17 protein-coding genes are annotated in these 15,756 nt (G+C 56.5%); 11 read left to right on the top strand and 6 right to left on the bottom strand.

What is annotated here, in order from left to right; genetic code table 11:
* Positions 1–148 precede the first annotated feature (148 nt).
* The 6 genes from HNQ83_RS08340 to acs all read right to left on the bottom strand — a co-directional run bounded on the left by HNQ83_RS08340 (position 149) and on the right by acs (position 6,949).
* A complete protein-coding gene (locus tag HNQ83_RS08340; protein WP_175388513.1) occupies positions 149–913 on the bottom strand; it encodes an ABC transporter ATP-binding protein in 765 nt (254 codons plus the stop codon).
* 28 nt (positions 914–941) lie between these two features.
* Positions 942–2,054 carry a M14 family metallopeptidase gene (locus HNQ83_RS08335; protein WP_175388512.1) on the bottom strand — a complete coding sequence of 371 codons (1,113 nt, stop codon included), beginning with the start codon at positions 2,052–2,054 and terminating at the stop codon, positions 942–944.
* A gap of 1 nt (position 2,055) precedes the next feature.
* Positions 2,056–2,754, bottom strand: a complete 699-nt coding sequence (locus HNQ83_RS08330; protein WP_175388511.1) for an ABC transporter permease — start codon at positions 2,752–2,754, stop codon at positions 2,056–2,058.
* Positions 2,751–3,440 (bottom strand): ABC transporter permease, encoded by a 690-nt coding sequence (locus tag HNQ83_RS08325; protein WP_175388510.1) that lies wholly within the window; start codon positions 3,438–3,440, stop codon positions 2,751–2,753. The genes HNQ83_RS08330 and HNQ83_RS08325 overlap by 4 nt, the downstream gene beginning before the upstream one ends.
* Before the next feature lie 91 nt (positions 3,441–3,531).
* The gene (locus HNQ83_RS08320; RefSeq protein ID WP_175388509.1) at positions 3,532–4,305 is read right to left on the bottom strand and encodes an ABC transporter substrate-binding protein; all 774 of its coding nucleotides are present in this window, start codon (positions 4,303–4,305) and stop codon (positions 3,532–3,534) included.
* A gap of 688 nt (positions 4,306–4,993) precedes the next feature.
* Positions 4,994–6,949: an acetate--CoA ligase gene (acs, locus tag HNQ83_RS08315; RefSeq protein WP_175388508.1), complete on the bottom strand. Its 1,956-nt coding sequence runs from the start codon at positions 6,947–6,949 to the stop codon at positions 4,994–4,996.
* 482 nt (positions 6,950–7,431) lie between these two features.
* Here acs and HNQ83_RS08310 point away from each other — a divergent pair, with 482 nt between their 5' ends.
* From HNQ83_RS08310 to HNQ83_RS08260, 11 genes are all read left to right on the top strand, one after another.
* On the top strand, positions 7,432–7,695 hold the full coding sequence (locus tag HNQ83_RS08310) for a DUF2790 domain-containing protein (RefSeq protein WP_175388507.1): 264 nt from the start codon (positions 7,432–7,434) through the stop codon (positions 7,693–7,695).
* 538 nt (positions 7,696–8,233) lie between these two features.
* Complete coding sequence (locus tag HNQ83_RS08305) at positions 8,234–9,481, top strand: ribonucleotide-diphosphate reductase subunit beta (RefSeq protein ID WP_175388506.1); 1,248 nt, start codon at positions 8,234–8,236, stop codon at positions 9,479–9,481.
* A gap of 362 nt (positions 9,482–9,843) precedes the next feature.
* Entirely contained in the window at positions 9,844–10,377 is a 534-nt protein-coding gene (locus HNQ83_RS08300) for a Bro-N domain-containing protein (protein WP_175388505.1), read from the top strand.
* 116 nt (positions 10,378–10,493) lie between these two features.
* On the top strand, positions 10,494–11,207 hold the full coding sequence (locus tag HNQ83_RS08295; protein ID WP_175388504.1) for an HNH endonuclease signature motif containing protein: 714 nt from the start codon (positions 10,494–10,496) through the stop codon (positions 11,205–11,207).
* Between the two features lie 237 nt (positions 11,208–11,444).
* Positions 11,445–12,641, top strand: coding sequence for a colicin E3/pyocin S6 family cytotoxin (locus HNQ83_RS08290; protein WP_175388503.1), 1,197 nt, complete (start codon positions 11,445–11,447; stop codon positions 12,639–12,641).
* Positions 12,638–12,868, top strand: a complete 231-nt coding sequence (locus tag HNQ83_RS08285) for a hypothetical protein (protein WP_175388502.1) — start codon at positions 12,638–12,640, stop codon at positions 12,866–12,868. Before HNQ83_RS08290 ends, HNQ83_RS08285 begins: the two co-directional genes overlap by 4 nt.
* A gap of 133 nt (positions 12,869–13,001) precedes the next feature.
* Positions 13,002–13,256 (top strand): colicin E3-like toxin immunity protein, encoded by a 255-nt coding sequence (locus HNQ83_RS08280; protein ID WP_175388501.1) that lies wholly within the window; start codon positions 13,002–13,004, stop codon positions 13,254–13,256.
* A gap of 78 nt (positions 13,257–13,334) precedes the next feature.
* Positions 13,335–13,589, top strand: coding sequence for a colicin E3-like toxin immunity protein (locus tag HNQ83_RS08275; RefSeq protein WP_175388500.1), 255 nt, complete (start codon positions 13,335–13,337; stop codon positions 13,587–13,589).
* Between the two features lie 93 nt (positions 13,590–13,682).
* The gene (locus HNQ83_RS08270) at positions 13,683–13,913 is read left to right on the top strand and encodes a hypothetical protein (protein WP_175388499.1); all 231 of its coding nucleotides are present in this window, start codon (positions 13,683–13,685) and stop codon (positions 13,911–13,913) included.
* Positions 13,914–14,240: 327 nt separating this feature from the next.
* Positions 14,241–15,203, top strand: a complete 963-nt coding sequence (locus HNQ83_RS08265; RefSeq protein WP_175388498.1) for a hypothetical protein — start codon at positions 14,241–14,243, stop codon at positions 15,201–15,203.
* Between the two features lie 122 nt (positions 15,204–15,325).
* Positions 15,326–15,643 carry a helix-turn-helix transcriptional regulator gene (locus tag HNQ83_RS08260; protein ID WP_175388497.1) on the top strand — a complete coding sequence of 106 codons (318 nt, stop codon included), beginning with the start codon at positions 15,326–15,328 and terminating at the stop codon, positions 15,641–15,643.
* Positions 15,644–15,756: the final 113 nt, after the last annotated feature.

Genomic DNA, 15,756 nt, shown 5'->3' with positions numbered 1-15,756 from the left:
GGATCAGTCGACATCTGCGTTGGATGTCACACCGCATTCGCGAGCAGGCTCGCTCCCACAGGGCAGGACCAGACTCTCCCACCGGGGATCAGGGCCAGCCTTTAGACTGCGAAGCATGCACTATCCCGGTGCACAACGGCAGTCTTGATTACTTGAGGCTGCCCGAGAGGAATTGCTGCAAGCGTTCGGATTTCGGGTTCACCAGCACTTCACGCGGGTTACCGCTTTCTTCGACGACACCTTTATGCAGGAACACCAGCTGGTTCGACACTTCACGGGCGAAGCCCATTTCGTGGGTCACCACCACCATGGTCCGGCCTTCCTGGGCCAGGGCTTGCATCACCTTCAATACGTCGCCGACCAGCTCCGGGTCCAGTGCCGAAGTCGGTTCGTCGAAAAGCATCACCTCAGGTTCCATCGCCAGCGCCCGGGCAATCGCCACGCGCTGTTGTTCACCGCCGGACATGTGGCCCGGGTAAGCATCCTTGCGATGCGCCACGCCGACCTTGTTCAGGTAGTGCTCGGCCTTTTCACGGGCTTCGGCCTTGGACACACCCAGCACGTGGACCGGCGCTTCCATGATGTTTTCCAGCGCGGTCATGTGCGACCACAGGTTGAAATGCTGGAACACCATCGACAGGCGCGAACGCATGCGTTGCAGCTGTTTCGGGTCGGCAGCCTTCAGCGCGCCGTCCTTGTTCGCCACCAGTTTCAGCTCTTCATTGTTGAGCAGGATCTTGCCCGCGTGCGGCTGCTCCAGCAGGTTGATGCAGCGCAGGAAGGTACTTTTGCCGGAGCCACTGGAGCCGATGATGCTGATCACATCGCCAGCCGCCGCTTTCAGGGACACGCCCTTGAGCACTTCGTGACTGCCATAGCGTTTATGCAGGTCTTGGACTTCAAGTTTGTACATGCGGTCGGTTCTCACAAAAAGCAGTCAGTCAGTCGTTGAGCAAGCGCCCGTGACGCAGCGCTTCGCGCCCCGCCACCTTGGCCAGCCAGAAACCGGGTTGGGCGTAACGCAGCCGTTCAATGGCAAACAGCACCCCGGACGTACCAGCACACACCGTGCTGACCCGATCCGCCAGCGGATCGATCACTTCGAAAAGCTCATCACCGGCTTCAATCCACTCGCCGGGTTTACGCAGGAAACTCACCACGCCAGGGTGTGGCGCGAACAGCAATTCGGTGCCTTCGAACGGCAGGCCTTCGCAAGGTTCGTGCGCCGCGTTCGGCCACTCACCGCTGATCAGGCCTTGCTCGGCGAGGAACGCCAGAATGCCTTCGGCGTGCGCTTCGGATTCAGCGCGGCCAGTGTCGGCCTGACCACCCAATTCAATGGTAGTCGCCAGGCACGCCAGCGGAATCTGCGCGTCGGGGAACAGGCGCGACAGGCGCAACCACGGCAGCGAACAGGCTTCGTCGAAGGAGCTGCCGCCAGAGTCTTCCGCCAGCAGGCCGACCTTCACGTTCAGGTGCGCCGCCAGCGAACGCCACTGCGGCCAGTGCTGCGGCAAGGCATACATGTGCAGCGCCGCTTCGGCGTCGCAGTGCAAATCCAATACAACATCGGCGGTGCAGGCATGGCTGAGCAAGACGCGCTGCATGCCCTGCAATTGGCTGCTGGCCGGCGGCAATGCTGCCAGATGATCGCTCATGGCCTGGCGGATCAAACGGATATTGGCGTGGGGATCATCGCCCAGATGGCCATCGAGTTGCGCGGCCACAGGTGCGCTGAGCTCGACGAAATCCCGGTTGAAGTTCTTGCCGCTGCCCGCCTCGAAGCGCCCTTGATGATTGCCCTGCAGCAGTTGACCGAGACCCAGCGGGTTGGCCACCGGCACCAGTTCGATCACACCATTGAGCAGGCCCAGGGCTTCGAGTACGGCCAGGCGCTTCTTCAGCGCCCAGGCCGTGCGCATGCCCGGCAGTTCATCGGCGTGGAGGCTGGCCTGGATGTAGGCCTTGCGCTCGCCACTGCCGAAGCGGAACACCGAAACATGGCGCTCGCTACCGAGGTGGCTCCACGGCAATGCATGGTCAATGCGTTCCATATCAGTGCTTCCGCGGAGCCAGGTAGCCCAGCCAGCGGCGCTCGGCCAGCTTGAACAGCTTCACCAGAATGAAGGTCAGGCACAGGTAGAACACGCCGGCGGTGATGTAGGCCTCGAACGGCAGGTAGAACTGCGCGTTGACCGTGCGCGCGGCACCGGTGATGTCGATCAGGGTCACGATGGACGCCAGACTGGTGGTCTGCAGCATCATGATCACTTCGTTGCTGTACTGCGGCAGCGCCCGGCGCAGGGCCGACGGCAGCAGGATGCGCTTGTACATCTTGACCCGCGACATGCCCATGGCCTTGGCCGCTTCGATCTCGCCGTTCGGCGTGGCCCGCAGGCTGCCGGCGATGATTTCAGCGGTGTAGGCGCTGGTGTTGATGGCGAACGCCAGGCACGCACAGAAGGTGGCGCTGGACAGCCATGGCCACAGGAAGCTCTCTCGCACCGCTTGGAATTGCGCCAGACCGTAGTAGATCAGGAACAGCTGCACCAGCATCGGCGTGCCGCGAATCACATAGGTGTAGAGCCATGCGGTCATGTTGACCACGGCGTTTTTCGAGACGCGCATCAAGCCCAGCGGCAACGCACACAACAGGCCGAAGAACAGCGACAGCGCGAGCAATTTGAGGGTAGTCACCAGGCCGCCCAGGTACAGCGGCAAAGCCTCCCAAATGACGTTGTAGTCGAAGATCATAGCTCAGCCGCCCTTACGCCTACCGAGTAGCGCTTCTCGAGGTGACGCAGTGCCAGCAACGAGACGCTGGTAATCACCAGGTACAACGCCGCCACTGCGAGGAAGAAGGTGAAAGGCTCACGGGTGGCATCGGCCGCCTGCTTGGCCTTGAACATCATGTCTTGCAGACCCACCACCGAAATCAGCGCAGTGGCCTTGGTCAGTACCAGCCAGTTGTTGGTAAAGCCCGGAATCGCCAGGCGAATCATCTGCGGCACCAACACCCGGAAGAACACCTGGAAACCGCTCATGCCGTAAGCCATGCCGGCTTCAGCCTGCCCCTTGGGGATTGCCATGAACGCGCCGCGAAAGGTTTCCGACAGGTAGGCCCCGAAGATGAAACCCAGTGTGCCGATACCGGCTACCAGTGGGTTCAGGTCGATGTACTCGTCATAGCCCAGCATCGGCGCGACGCGGTTGAGCATGTCCTGGCCGCCGTAGAAGATCAGCAGGATCAACACCAGATCGGGAATCCCGCGGATCACCGTGGCATACAGATCGCCCAGCCAGGCCAGCCAGCGCACCGGCGACAGACGCAGCGCGACGCCGATCAGGCCCAGAACAATGGCCAGGGCCATGGACGACAAGGCGAGCTGAAGCGTCAGCCAAACGCCATCGAGGATGACAGCCCCGTAGCCTTTCAACATGATTCAGGTCCTCGAAAGTTGGGATGAAAAAATGGCGCAAACCTCAGAGATCCTGTTGCTTGCGCCATTTCTGACTTGTTGCCCGGACGTGTTACTTGCCGTAGATATCGAAGGCGAAGTACTTGTCCTGGATTTGCTTGTATTTGCCGTTCTCGCGGATGGCGGCAATCGCGGTGTTGATCTTGTCTTTCAGCGCGTCGCCCTTGCGAACCGCGATACCTACGCCGTCACCGAAGTATTTGACGTCGGTGAAAGCAGGCCCCACGAACGCGAAACCCTTGCCAGCGTCGGTTTTCAGGAAACCGTCATCCAGAAGCGTAGCGTCTGCCACGGTGCCGTCGAGACGACCGGCAGCCACATCCAGATAAATTTCGTTCTGCGAACCGTATGGTTTGATCTCGGCACCCAGCGGAGCCAGGACTTCACGGGCGAAACGCTCGTGGATCGAACCGCGCTGCACGCCAATGTTCTTGCCTTTGAGCTCGGTCAGGTTGTCGCTGACCTGAGTGCCGGCCTTCATGACCAGGCGCGCCGGGGTGTTGTAGTACTTGTTGGTGAAGTCCACGGACTTCTTGCGGTCTTCAGTGATCGACATGGACGACAGGATCGCGTCGATCTTGCGCACTTTGAGTGCCGGGATCAGACCGTCGAACTCTTGCTCGACCCAAACGCACTTGACCTTCATCTCTTCGCACAGAGCGTTGCCGATGTCGTAGTCGAAACCCACGATGCTGCCGTCCGGTGCCTTGGACGCGAACGGAGGGTAAGCCGCTTCGATACCGATTTTCAGAGGTTTTTCATCGGCGAAGGTTGGCAGGGACAGCACGGACAGTGCCAGGGCGCCAAGCAGCACGAGTTTCTTCATCTTGGGACTCCATCGGAAAAGGGCTAAAACGGCAGAGTGAGCGACAGCCCAATATGCGAATGAGTGGAACCGGAAAGCGTTGCTGCGTCCTACATTGCGCGTGCGAATTTTCAACACGGACAACGACGAGCGAATGATCGGCATTCTAACGACAGGCCCGAGACCGATATTTCTTCAATGCGACAACTAGTTACAGAAGCACCGAGAAAGCCGTTTGAGCACGTTGACAGCCTTGCAAAATCATGCGAAGGCAAAAGACAGTGAACCGATACATGTTGCAAATTGTGGGCCTATTATTGGCAAACCCTTCTAATCCGGCAAGCTTGGCGTGGGGTGTTATTTTTTTGAGCACCGCAAATGCACCCTTGCTGGCATTTTGCGTTTCCCAATGCCCCGTATCGGCGGCGAGCGGTTACACATTCAGTTACTTGAAAACTGACAGGTAACAGTGGGAAAGCCCCTACAGGGTAAGCCGATAATTATTGGCTGTTGTTTATTGGGTGCCTGATAGATCGCCTTCGCGAGCAGGCTCGCTCCCACATTGGACCGCGCCCGACGAGGCACCTCGGTTAACTGTGGGAGCGAGCCTGCTCGCGAAGAGGCCCGACCAGACAACACAAAACCCCCAGGCAACAAAAAGCCCCACCAGACTCACACCTGGCAGGGCTTCGATGACTTCAAACGCTACTTAAGCAACATTCATCGTCTTGTGTGTATCAATCAAATGCTGCACCACACCCGGATCCGCCAGGGTGGAAATATCCCCCAGCCCTTCGTATTCCGCCGTCGCAATCTTGCGCAGGATCCGGCGCATGATCTTGCCCGAACGCGTTTTCGGCAGCCCCGGCGCCCACTGAATGACATCCGGCGAAGCAATCGGGCCAATCTCTTTGCGCACCCAGTTCTTCAGCTCCAGGCGCAATTGCTCGCTGGTTTCTTCACCGGCGTTCAAGGTGACGTAGACATAAATGCCCTGCCCCTTGATGTCGTGCGGCACCCCGACCACCGCCGCTTCGGCGACTTTCGGGTGAGCGACCATCGCGCTTTCAATCTCAGCGGTACCCATGCGGTGGCCGGAAACGTTAAGCACGTCGTCCACCCGACCGGTGATCCAGTAGTAGCCATCGGCATCGCGACGGGCGCCATCACCAGTGAAGTACATGCCACGGAAGGTCTTGAAGTAGGTATCGACAAAGCGGTCATGGTCGCCGTACAGCGTACGCGCCTGGCCTGGCCACGAATCGAGAATCACCAGGTTGCCCTCGGCCTCGCCTTCGATGATGTTGCCCAGGTTGTCCACCAAGGCCGGCACCACGCCGAAGAACGGACGTGCCGCGGAACCCGGCTTGAGGCCGTGGGCGCCCGGCAGAGGACTCATCATGTTGCCGCCGGTTTCGGTCTGCCACCAGGTATCGACGATCGGGCAACGGGACTTGCCGACATTCTTGTAGTACCAATCCCAGGCTTCCGGGTTGATCGGCTCTCCCACCGAACCGAGCAGGCGCAGGCTGCTGCCATCGGCGCCTTCTACGGCGGCAGTGCCCGACGCCATCATCGCGCGGATCGCGGTCGGCGCGGTGTAGAGGATGTTGACCTTGTGCTTGTCGACGATCTTCGCCACCCGGGTGATGTCCGGATAGTTCGGCACGCCTTCGAACAGCAGTGTGGTCGCGCCATTGGCCAGCGGGCCGTAGACGATGTAACTGTGGCCGGTGACCCAGCCGACGTCGGCGGTGCACCAGTAGATTTCGCCCGGACGGTAGTCGAACACGCGCTCATGAGTCATGGCCGCGTACAACAGATAGCCGCCCGTGGTGTGCTGCACGCCCTTCGGCTTGCCGGTGGAGCCGGAGGTATAAAGGATGAACAGCGCTTCTTCGGCGCCCATCTCTTTCGGCGCGCAAACGGTGCCCGCCACTTTCATCAGGTCTTCGAACCAGATGTCGCGATGCTGGTTCCACTTGATGTCGCCACCGGTGCGCTTGCATACGATGACTTTCTGAATGCTGCTGGTTTCCGGGTTGGTCAGCGCGTCGTCGACGTTGGCCTTGAGTGGGATCTTCTTGCCGGCACGAATACCTTCGTCGGCGGTGATCACCACTTTCGAGCGGCAGTCGATGATGCGGCCAGCCAGGGCTTCCGGCGAGAAACCGCCGAACACCACCGAGTGAATCGCGCCGATCCGGGTACAGGCCAGCATGGCGACCACGGCTTCGGGAATCATCGGCATATAGATAGTCACCACGTCGCCGCGGTGCACGTCCTGGCCACGCAGGGCGTTGGCGAACTTGCAGACTTGTTCATGCAGTTCGCGGTAGGTGATGTTGCGGCTTTCGGAAGGGTCGTCCCCTTCCCAAATGATTGCGACTTGATCGCCGCGCTCGGCCAGATGACGGTCGAGGCAGTTGTAGGAAACGTTCAGGGTGCCATCGGCGAACCACTTGATGTCGACATGGTGATCGTCGAAGGACGTCTGCTTCACCGTGGTGAAAGGCTTGATCCAGTCGAGGCGCTTGGCTTGCTCGCGCCAGAAACCGTCCGGGTTGACGACCGACTGCTGGTACATGGCCTTGTAGGTCGCCTCGTCAGTCAGCGTATTGGCCAGAACCTCGGGACGAACGGGATACAGGGAAGCCGCACTCATCTTTCTTACCTCGGTGGAATAGTTGTTTTTGTATGGCCTCCGTTTTAGCCGGGCCGACGCTATAGAACCATTCGACGATGGTAGTAACAAGCCCATACAAACTGTCCTGATTAGCCCTGCGCCGCTCTGCTAAACGCCCCGTAATCCTGTAGGAGCGAGCCCTGCTCGCGATGTTCGTCAACGATAACGCGCCCAACCTGACATCACGCGCAGCCCTCAGGTTCATCGCGAGCAGGGCTCGCTCCTGCAGAAGTAGAGGTTATTCAGGGATTGTTACAGGATCTGTCAAAAGTGTTTATCAGAACCACGTCTATATGAACGTATCCCCCACGCCTAAAATTCGCCTCGCCAACCCGGCAACCTGAGTTAACCAAGTTACAGCCCCCACGAAGGCAGTTAACCCAAATCAAAGCAGTGCAGTTCCACACGCAACCCCAAAAAGGTTGCGTGACCCCTTTCGCCCTCAAAAAGGTAAACATTAAATGAAAGCTTTATTGGTTCTGGCCCTCGGCAGCCTGTGCGCAACCGCCATGGCAGACGAGATTCAGACTGATGTCGCACAGCAACAACCCGCCATCGAGGAATACACTTACTCAATGAATCTGGACATCGCCAAAGTGATCTCCATGAGCGAAGTGCCGAATGTTTGCGAAGTAGTCCCGGCCAAAATGGTATACGACGACTCCAAAGGTCAGCGTCATATTCTGCGTTACAGCGTCATGGGTAATGGCTGCTCCGGCGGCTGATCAGACTGCACCGAATCGAGCCGTTTCAGCGTCTAGCTGAAGGTCGATTTCAGCCCGGCTTCGGTCGGGCTCAGTTGTGTCTGGAGTCGTCCAAAAGCGTTTTGAAACACAAGATGTAGTGAAAAATGGCCTTTTTTGATCATTTCTTGATCAAAACAAAACTCAAGCGATTTTTACGAAAAAAAATCTTCTCCCGTCAAAGCCCCATAAACCCTCGCTCTGACCGAAAAACCTGCCCTCTCGGCCGCTCCATGCGCGGATTCGCCCCACCACGGCCGCAAAAATTTCCCTATAATGCCGCCTTAAACGGGCCTGCAATATTCCCTTACAGGGATGACAGCCAGTCTGAAGCCCACGCTGAAGTCCTCACCGATTTCCGCGCCCGTCAGAGGCTCTCGGACCCCGTACAAAATTATGTTTATTTGCCTGCGTGTACCGCTGCAAAAAACGCTATCCAACGCGGCCAGTACGGCCGTGTGAAAAACAGACCATCCATTTCACACGGGCAATCTGGCCCTCACGCAGGAGACGACACGTCATGCTGAGCTGGGACGAATTCGATAAAGAAGACACGGAAGTAGTGGCCAAGAGCGCCAACGCCGGCCACGCCGCTGAAGCCAATATGGACCGTCTCGACAGCGCCGGCGGTGCCGCCGCCCTGGAAGCCCGCGCCGTGACCGCCGCTGACTCCGCCGCCGTTGCCCGCGCCAAAGCCGCCCTGGATTCCCTCGACGTCGCCGAAGGCCTCGCCGAACTCGAAGGCGCCTCCGCCCGTGTCGCCGTTGACGAAAAGCGCATGATCAACTGCCGCGCCGACCTCAACCAACTCGTGCCCTTCAAGTACGACTGGGCCTGGCAGAAATACCTGGACGGCTGCGCAAACCACTGGATGCCGCAAGAAGTCAACATGACCGCCGACATCGCCCTCTGGAAAAACCCGGAAGGCCTGACCGACGACGAGCGCCGCATCGTGATGCGCAACCTCGGCTTCTTCTCCACCGCCGACTCCCTGGTTGCCAACAACCTGGTCCTGGCCGTGTACCGCCTGATCACCAACCCGGAATGCCGCCAGTACATCCTGCGCCAGGCGTTCGAAGAGGCGATCCACACCCACGCCTACCAGTACTGCATCGAATCGTTGGCCATGGATGAAGGCGAGATCTTCAACATGTACCACGAGATCCCATCGGTCGCGAAAAAAGCCACCTGGGGCCTGAAATACACCCGCTCGATCTCCGATCCGAAGTTCGAAACCGGCACCGTCGAAACCGACAAGGAACTGCTACGCAACCTGATCGCCTACTACTGCGTTCTGGAAGGCATCTTCTTCTACTGCGGCTTCACCCAAATCCTCTCCATGGGCCGCCGCAACAAAATGACCGGCGTCGCCGAGCAGTTCCAATATATCCTGCGCGACGAATCCATGCACCTGAACTTCGGCATCGACGTGATCAACCAGATCAAAATCGAAAACCCACACCTGTGGGATGCTGAAATGAAGGAAGAAGCTTCGCAGATGATCCTGCAAGGCACCCAGCTGGAAATCGAATACGCCCGCGACACCATGCCTCGCGGCGTACTGGGCATGAACGCGGCGATGATGGAGGACTACCTCAAGTTCATCGCTAACCGTCGCCTGTCGCAGATCGGTCTGAAGGAAGAGTACCCAGGGACGACTAACCCGTTCCCATGGATGAGCGAGATCATGGACTTGAAGAAAGAGAAGAACTTCTTTGAGACTCGCGTAATTGAATACCAAACCGGTGGTGCGCTGAGCTGGGATTGATTCCTGAGCTTGCCGTGATTTGACGATGTAAATCGACAAACCGAACTGTAAAAAAAGCCCCGATCTGATCGGGGCTTTTTTGTTCGGTAAGAAAACGCCTACTCATCTCAACCTACCCGGTAAACCTCCTACAGCATTTCCAGCGCCGTCCGCATTGATGAGGCCTCAGAGCATCTCTAAGCTCAAATGCAGGTGCCTAAGAAACGCCCAACGTAGAAAGCTAAACTCCTCACACGGGAACGCATACTGGTATTAACCATGAATGCGCGATTTGTGTGCGAGTGAATCGGCTTGTTGGGATTTCTTAGACCCTCTACGTCGGGCTCCGGCCTTCTCCACCTTCAACCGTAGAGGTAATGGATATGCCTGATTTTTTCACCCCGACACTCTTCACCCGTCACCACCTCCCACTCCATGCCCTCCTGCTAGATAACCAACCATGGTTCTGCGCCCGCGATATCGGCCGCCTGATGGGTGTCCACCTGAGTGATCGTAGGGTCAGCAAGTTGGATAAAGATCAGCGCCGTATTTTGTGGATTGAGTATTTCCGGCAACCAGAAAAACAGCTAATGCTCAGCGAATCAGGTGTGTATGCACTGTTGGTGTATCACTACGTTCCTGGGAATCGCTTGTTGCGTGAGTGGTTGACTCATCAGGTAGTGCCAGTCTTGCGTGATGCGAAGGTGTCAAACAACTCGGATCGACCGATGTTGAGTTTGTTGGACTGGCCGGAGATGTCGTTGAGCTTGCTGCATTGGCAGGATGAAGGGTGGATTCGGCTGCGGGACATGCCGTACTGGTTGCACGATCAGACGCAGCAACAGACAACGCTGACCAAACCCTGGTGGCGCAGAGTCGTGCAGGCGTTTCAGTCCTCAAAGCATTCGATGGGTTAGGTGATGCGTCCGTAGGATCGCTTGCGAGATTTGTCGCTCTTTTCTGTAAGAATTTTCGTAGACAGCCGTGATGGCCACTCAGTATCGTCCGAGGATTTTCAACCCTCGGCGATTCTATGAGCGCAACGAAAAAAGACAGCGACTGGAGCATTTCGGAAATTAAGGCCGCAGTAGACGCCTATTTGAAGATGCTCGCGCTAGAGCAAAGCGGCCAAAAATTCGTTAAGACTGAAGAGAATCTTGCTCTGCGAGAAACAGCCTTGCCAACCCGCACTAAAGGCTCTGTCGAATTCCGGATGCAGAATATCTCTACTGTCCTGATGAAGATGGATAGGGAATTCATCAAGGGCTATAAACCTGCCAAGAATGTTGGTTCCAATGTTGAGCAATCCATTCGAGCAGTGCTCACTGAAAGAGGCGTTCAGCCTGGTGACCCCAAAGCTCCAACAGCCGACGAAGAAACCCTAGAACGTCGCGCTGCTGCGCTTCAAAAGCAAAAGATAAAGGAACCGCCCAAAGGCATTAAGAAACCGAAGCGAGCGGCAAGCTCCCGTACGGTTTATGTGCGTGATCCCGAAGTTAGAGCCTGGGTTCGAAATGAAGCTGAAGGACGGTGTGAAGGCTGCGATGAGCCTGCTCCGTTTCAAAAGCTTGATTTGCCTTATCTGGAAGTCCACCACGTTAAGCCGCTCGCCGAAAAAGGCTCGGATCAAGTTACCAATGCCGTAGCGCTGTGCCCAAACTGCCATCGTCGTTGCCATCATTCGAATGACAGTGAGGCGTTCACTGATTCTCTTTATAAGAAGATCGGACGGTTAATTCCCGAGTGACTAGATGACTCGAACTGTGTGGCGAGGGGGCTTGCTCCGTTCGGAAGCGCAGCAGTCGTAAATTCGCACAATCTGGAAAGCAGAGCGTCGCAAAAGCTCTGCCCTGCCACCCCAAACATTCGAGACACCCCCTACGGTCAATAAAGACCCATCCTACAGCCACAAACTGTCCCGCTCGTTAACGTCGCGCAGCCCCTGATTCGGGGCTGCCGATGGACGAACACACAAGGACAGTCAGTGGCTCGCAACAAGCCCCCCCTGATTCAAACCCCGCCATCCGGTGATGGCCATCACACCCACTACCGCTACATGACGGCCGATGAAATGGCCGTGTTCGACGCCATGCAAGCCAAATACGACGCCATGCTCGCCAGGCAGGAAGCATTCATGCGCAGTCGTAACGTTGTCGAAGAAAAACAAAACATCACGCCTCGCGGTTGCGTCTTCGCCAAATCCTGCAAGCTGCCGGACGCGATCATCAACTACTCCAATCCCTCGGGGATGGTGCCCACCGACAGCCTCAACGACTACGGAGACATCGCCTGGCTCGGCGCTCGCGAGGTCGACGATGAAGGGCTGCTGAATCTGCAGACGATCAGCGGTTCCACCGTTGCGCTGGGTGTTGGCCAACTTGCACTTCGCGCTCCAGCCCTCGTCGCCCCGACCATAGGCGTCGCCGCTGCTCTTGGTGCTGTGACAACAGCGGTATTGGCCGGCTTGGTCGCCGTGTTCTGGACATCCAGCCTGGGCGACAGTGCTCTCTACACCGAAGAGCAACTGCGCGCCCTCACACAGGCTCGCTCCCGCATGCGCCTGCATGTCGAACAACAAGCCGATGGCAGCCTTAAGGGCTACGCCTTCTACACCGGCAAGAACCCCGAGTGGGAGATGGTCGATGTTGTGCAGATCGCGAACCGCGGCAGCCAATATGTTGCCGATCTTGGCGATGGCATCGAACTGATCTGGACACCGGCCGTCGACGGCTCCGACATCCTCGGCATTCCCAAGCTGGAAGCTGCGCCACAGGCGCCACACATCTGGGTTTTTCCGCCGAACAAACACGCTGCAGACATCATCGTGAATCCGATCTACCCGCCTGAGTACAAGGATTTCATTCTGGTGTTTCCGGTGGGGTCGGGGGTTAGGCCGGTTTACATTGTTTTGAGCGTTCCAGGTGACTTGAAGTACTACCCAGCTCCAACAACACTTCCGGCATTCCCAGATATAAGACCCGCACCATTGAAAACCTCAGTACGTGGAGGTGGTAAAAAACGCAGACGGTGGAAGGACTCCGCAGGAAGAATTTATGAATGGGACTCACAACATGGCAAGGTTGAGCTGTATACCAAACAAGGGAAGCATCTTGGAGAATACGACCCGAAAACGGGGGAGCAAACGAAGCCCGCCGACCCGACAAGGAGAGTAGAAAAATGAGATACGTAATAGAGGTTTTCGAAAGAGAGACCGAGGAGTTGATCTTCAGCGTAGAGATTTCCGGTGATCGTAGAGAAGAATTAAAAGCGTTAATGAACTGGCAGCATCCCGAGGATGAATTCGATGGCTACGATCTGACCCCGGAACAAGTGAAAACGCTCGAAAGGTGGACCAACAGAGAGCTGAACGACGTGGCGAACATAGTTCAATTGGTGTGTCTCGAATAGCTGGATTGATGTAAAGGTTGGGCCTGCAACCCTAGTGAGAGAACGGAGGAAAACCTGAGCGAAAGCGCTATAGGCGAGCAAATCAACCCGCCAAATAAGAAACGTAGTATTAAAGAGTGTTTGTGAGGATGCTATGGGATTGAAAGTCCGATTGAATTGGTATGACAAAAAAACCGAAGCATTAGAGGGAAAAGAATACTCGGCCGATCTTGGTGACGACGGCTCGATCATTGATGCTTTGGGGCTCATGGAAGAGCTTGAGATTTATGACGGTGGGTACGATGTAAAAAATGACTGGATACCAAAAATTCAACCCTTGTTTGATCACAAAATTGAGCCAAATAAATTCGACTACCAGGTATCTTTTCGATACAGGAATACTTGGTGAAAACAGTTATTTTTCTCTTACTGGGCTTTCCCCTAATCCTGAATACAGACGATTAGTAGTTTGAAAAGGGATGGGTCCATGGGACTGAAAATTAGACTTGAATGGTACGACAAGGAAACCGAATTGGGCGAAGGAGAGGAGTTGTCGCAAGATTTGGGTGATGACGGCTCTGTGATTGAGGCACTTGGCATGCGTATCGAAGACAATATAAACAACGGTGGTTTTGACGTTGCCCTCCATTGGGTCAGTACGCTTCAACCCCATTTCCTCCATATCATTCACTTGTCCTCCTATGACTATCAGGTGGCATTCATCTATCGTGACAAGTGGTAAATCAGGATGTTTATGGGCCCCTTACCCGATTGGCCATCCCACTGCAATTGCCTCAGAGAATGCCCTCAAATTCATCAGTGATGTCATGGAACCATGATTTATGTCATCGAAGCCTTTTACAGAGATAACGAGCTCCTTGCATTCGAAGAAGAGCTCCCGGCTGGAAAGGATCAGGAAGTAAAACGGATCATGGGATGGACCGCTGAACAACAAGGCTGGGAAGGATACAACCTCACGAACGAGCAGCTTGGAGCTCTGGAAAACCTGTTGGGGAAAAAGATTTATGACCCAGCATACTTATTTCAACTTAGCTGCAACGCTTGAATGCGGCCGCACGAACTCGCTGTTCAAGTAAAAAACCTGTGGCGAGGGTGCTTGTCGGAACGCCGCACCGTCCCGTTCGGCTGCGCAACAGTCGCCAATCCAGGCAACGTGGTCTGCCTGATGCACCGCGTGATCCAACGGGGATGAATCCCCTCGCCACAGGTGGGTGGTTAGCTTGATGCGGTGGTGGTTTTGGCATTCGCGAACGGGCTCGCTTCCACGGTTTCGGTAGGTTGTCGTTGATTTTGTGGGGTGTTGAAAACAGTGAGTGCAACCTGCCCCGCCTCCCGCTATTAATACCCTTCCCTCTCACGGACTCGAGCCCCCATGAAATTCGACCTCGCCTACTGCCTCAGCCTCGACGCCAAGCTGTCGATCTATGACGTGCGCGATCTCAATTTCGACGAAACCATGGCATTCGATTCCGCCCAGGAGCATTTCCAGTGCCCCAACGATGTCTGCCGTTTAGCGTTCGAAGCCGCGAATGGGTTGGGCACGTTCAACGCCAAGAATGTGAACTACGTGCGTACGCCGCATTTCAAGAACCTGCCGACTACGCGGCATGTCGAGGGTTGTCCTTATGTGAGCCTGAAGACGCCGGCGCCGGGGGTGGAGGCCGAAGCGGATGACAGCCGTGAGGAGCATTTCCCGTCGGAATTGTTGCTGACCCGGCGTCAGTATGTGCGCAAGCCGCACAGCCCGGCGGGGGTGGCGGACGTTGCGAGGGATGAGGCGGTTACGTCTTCGGCGGACAGTAACGTCGAGCCTTCAGCCCAGGATTCGGCGCCGGACAAGACCCATGTCTTCGCCCACCCCGTCGAGTGTTTTGTCTCGAATTTCGGCGACAAGGAGCTGCTCAAGCGCATGCCGCTGAAGATCGGCGAGCACACCGCAACCTACGGCGCGTTTTTCAAGAAGATCGAGTATCTGCAGGACAACAAGGGGCTGATTTACTGGGGCAGGATCAAGGAGATCAAGGACTACACCCAGAGCTTTCGCATCGACTTCGAGAAGAAGGTCTGGTTCGAGAAGAAGCCGTATTCGGTCAATGTTTACCTGAGCAAGAAGCTGATCGACACCTACCGCAAGCGCAAGGCGTTCCTGGAAGAGATCAAGCATGCCATCGACAGTGGGCGTGAGTTGTATTGCTTCTTTTATGGGGTGACACCGGTGTTGAAGCAGGTACCAAGTAAGAAAAACCCCGAGCAGACGTTCGGGGTGTTCAGTGCCGACATTGAGAATCTGGATCACCTGATTGTGCGGGAGGCGCCGGGGTTGGAAGGCAAGTAACCGTCCGTCTGGCCGGATGGCACGGGATAGAGAAAATCGAAAAATCAATTTGATCCGCGCTCAAAACAACTGTACAAAAACACAGTATATTTTGATCAACACTCTCGAGCCCGGAGAACACCATGGCCTCTCAAGCGATGAAAATCACCCTGGAGCGTATCGCCCTTTTCCAATTCACCCCGGCCCACTGCGCCCAGGCCAGAGCGATGCTGGGTTGGAGTGTGGAGGAATTGTCCGAGGAAGCCGGGGTTTCGGTGGAGGCCATCCAGCGTTTCGAGGCCAAGCGTGAGGTGCTGGATGTCACGCGGTTGGCGTTGGCATATCGGTTTGAGTCGGAGGGGCTGGTGTTCTTCCCGGGGTTTGCGCCGGGGCGTGGGATGAATGTGAAAGGGTCGACGCCGAATCCGGTGGGGCGGGCGGATTTTGCGATGGTTGAGTGAGTTGATGCGTTGATTGACGAGGAATCAATTGTAGGAGCGAGCTTGCTCGCGATGGTCTTGAACAATGTCGCGTATTACCTGGTAAAACGCGGCGCCCTTGAGTGCATCGCGAG

Origin of the sequence: Pseudomonas sp. C2B4 (assembly GCF_013359695.1) — a bacterium.
In the GTDB taxonomy this organism is placed as follows: domain Bacteria; phylum Pseudomonadota; class Gammaproteobacteria; order Pseudomonadales; family Pseudomonadaceae; genus Aquipseudomonas.
Note: the sequence above shows the minus strand (reverse complement) of the source record. Positions and strands in the feature narration are given on the sequence as shown.

Coding starts and splice junctions, on each gene's coding strand:
- HNQ83_RS08320 (WP_175388509.1), bottom strand. CDS start 4,305: ATGAAGAAACTCGTGCTGCTTGGCGCCCTGGCACTGTCCGTGCTGTCC.
- HNQ83_RS08310 (WP_175388507.1), top strand. CDS start 7,432: ATGAAAGCTTTATTGGTTCTGGCCCTCGGCAGCCTGTGCGCAACCGCC.
- HNQ83_RS08335 (WP_175388512.1), bottom strand. CDS start 2,054: ATGGAACGCATTGACCATGCATTGCCGTGGAGCCACCTCGGTAGCGAG.
- HNQ83_RS08295 (WP_175388504.1), top strand. CDS start 10,494: ATGAGCGCAACGAAAAAAGACAGCGACTGGAGCATTTCGGAAATTAAG.
- acs (WP_175388508.1), bottom strand. CDS start 6,949: ATGAGTGCGGCTTCCCTGTATCCCGTTCGTCCCGAGGTTCTGGCCAAT.
- HNQ83_RS08260 (WP_175388497.1), top strand. CDS start 15,326: ATGGCCTCTCAAGCGATGAAAATCACCCTGGAGCGTATCGCCCTTTTC.
- HNQ83_RS08265 (WP_175388498.1), top strand. CDS start 14,241: ATGAAATTCGACCTCGCCTACTGCCTCAGCCTCGACGCCAAGCTGTCG.
- HNQ83_RS08300 (WP_175388505.1), top strand. CDS start 9,844: ATGCCTGATTTTTTCACCCCGACACTCTTCACCCGTCACCACCTCCCA.
- HNQ83_RS08280 (WP_175388501.1), top strand. CDS start 13,002: ATGGGATTGAAAGTCCGATTGAATTGGTATGACAAAAAAACCGAAGCA.
- HNQ83_RS08270 (WP_175388499.1), top strand. CDS start 13,683: ATGATTTATGTCATCGAAGCCTTTTACAGAGATAACGAGCTCCTTGCA.
- HNQ83_RS08325 (WP_175388510.1), bottom strand. CDS start 3,440: ATGTTGAAAGGCTACGGGGCTGTCATCCTCGATGGCGTTTGGCTGACG.
- HNQ83_RS08305 (WP_175388506.1), top strand. CDS start 8,234: ATGCTGAGCTGGGACGAATTCGATAAAGAAGACACGGAAGTAGTGGCC.
- HNQ83_RS08285 (WP_175388502.1), top strand. CDS start 12,638: ATGAGATACGTAATAGAGGTTTTCGAAAGAGAGACCGAGGAGTTGATC.
- HNQ83_RS08275 (WP_175388500.1), top strand. CDS start 13,335: ATGGGACTGAAAATTAGACTTGAATGGTACGACAAGGAAACCGAATTG.
- HNQ83_RS08330 (WP_175388511.1), bottom strand. CDS start 2,754: ATGATCTTCGACTACAACGTCATTTGGGAGGCTTTGCCGCTGTACCTG.
- HNQ83_RS08340 (WP_175388513.1), bottom strand. CDS start 913: ATGTACAAACTTGAAGTCCAAGACCTGCATAAACGCTATGGCAGTCAC.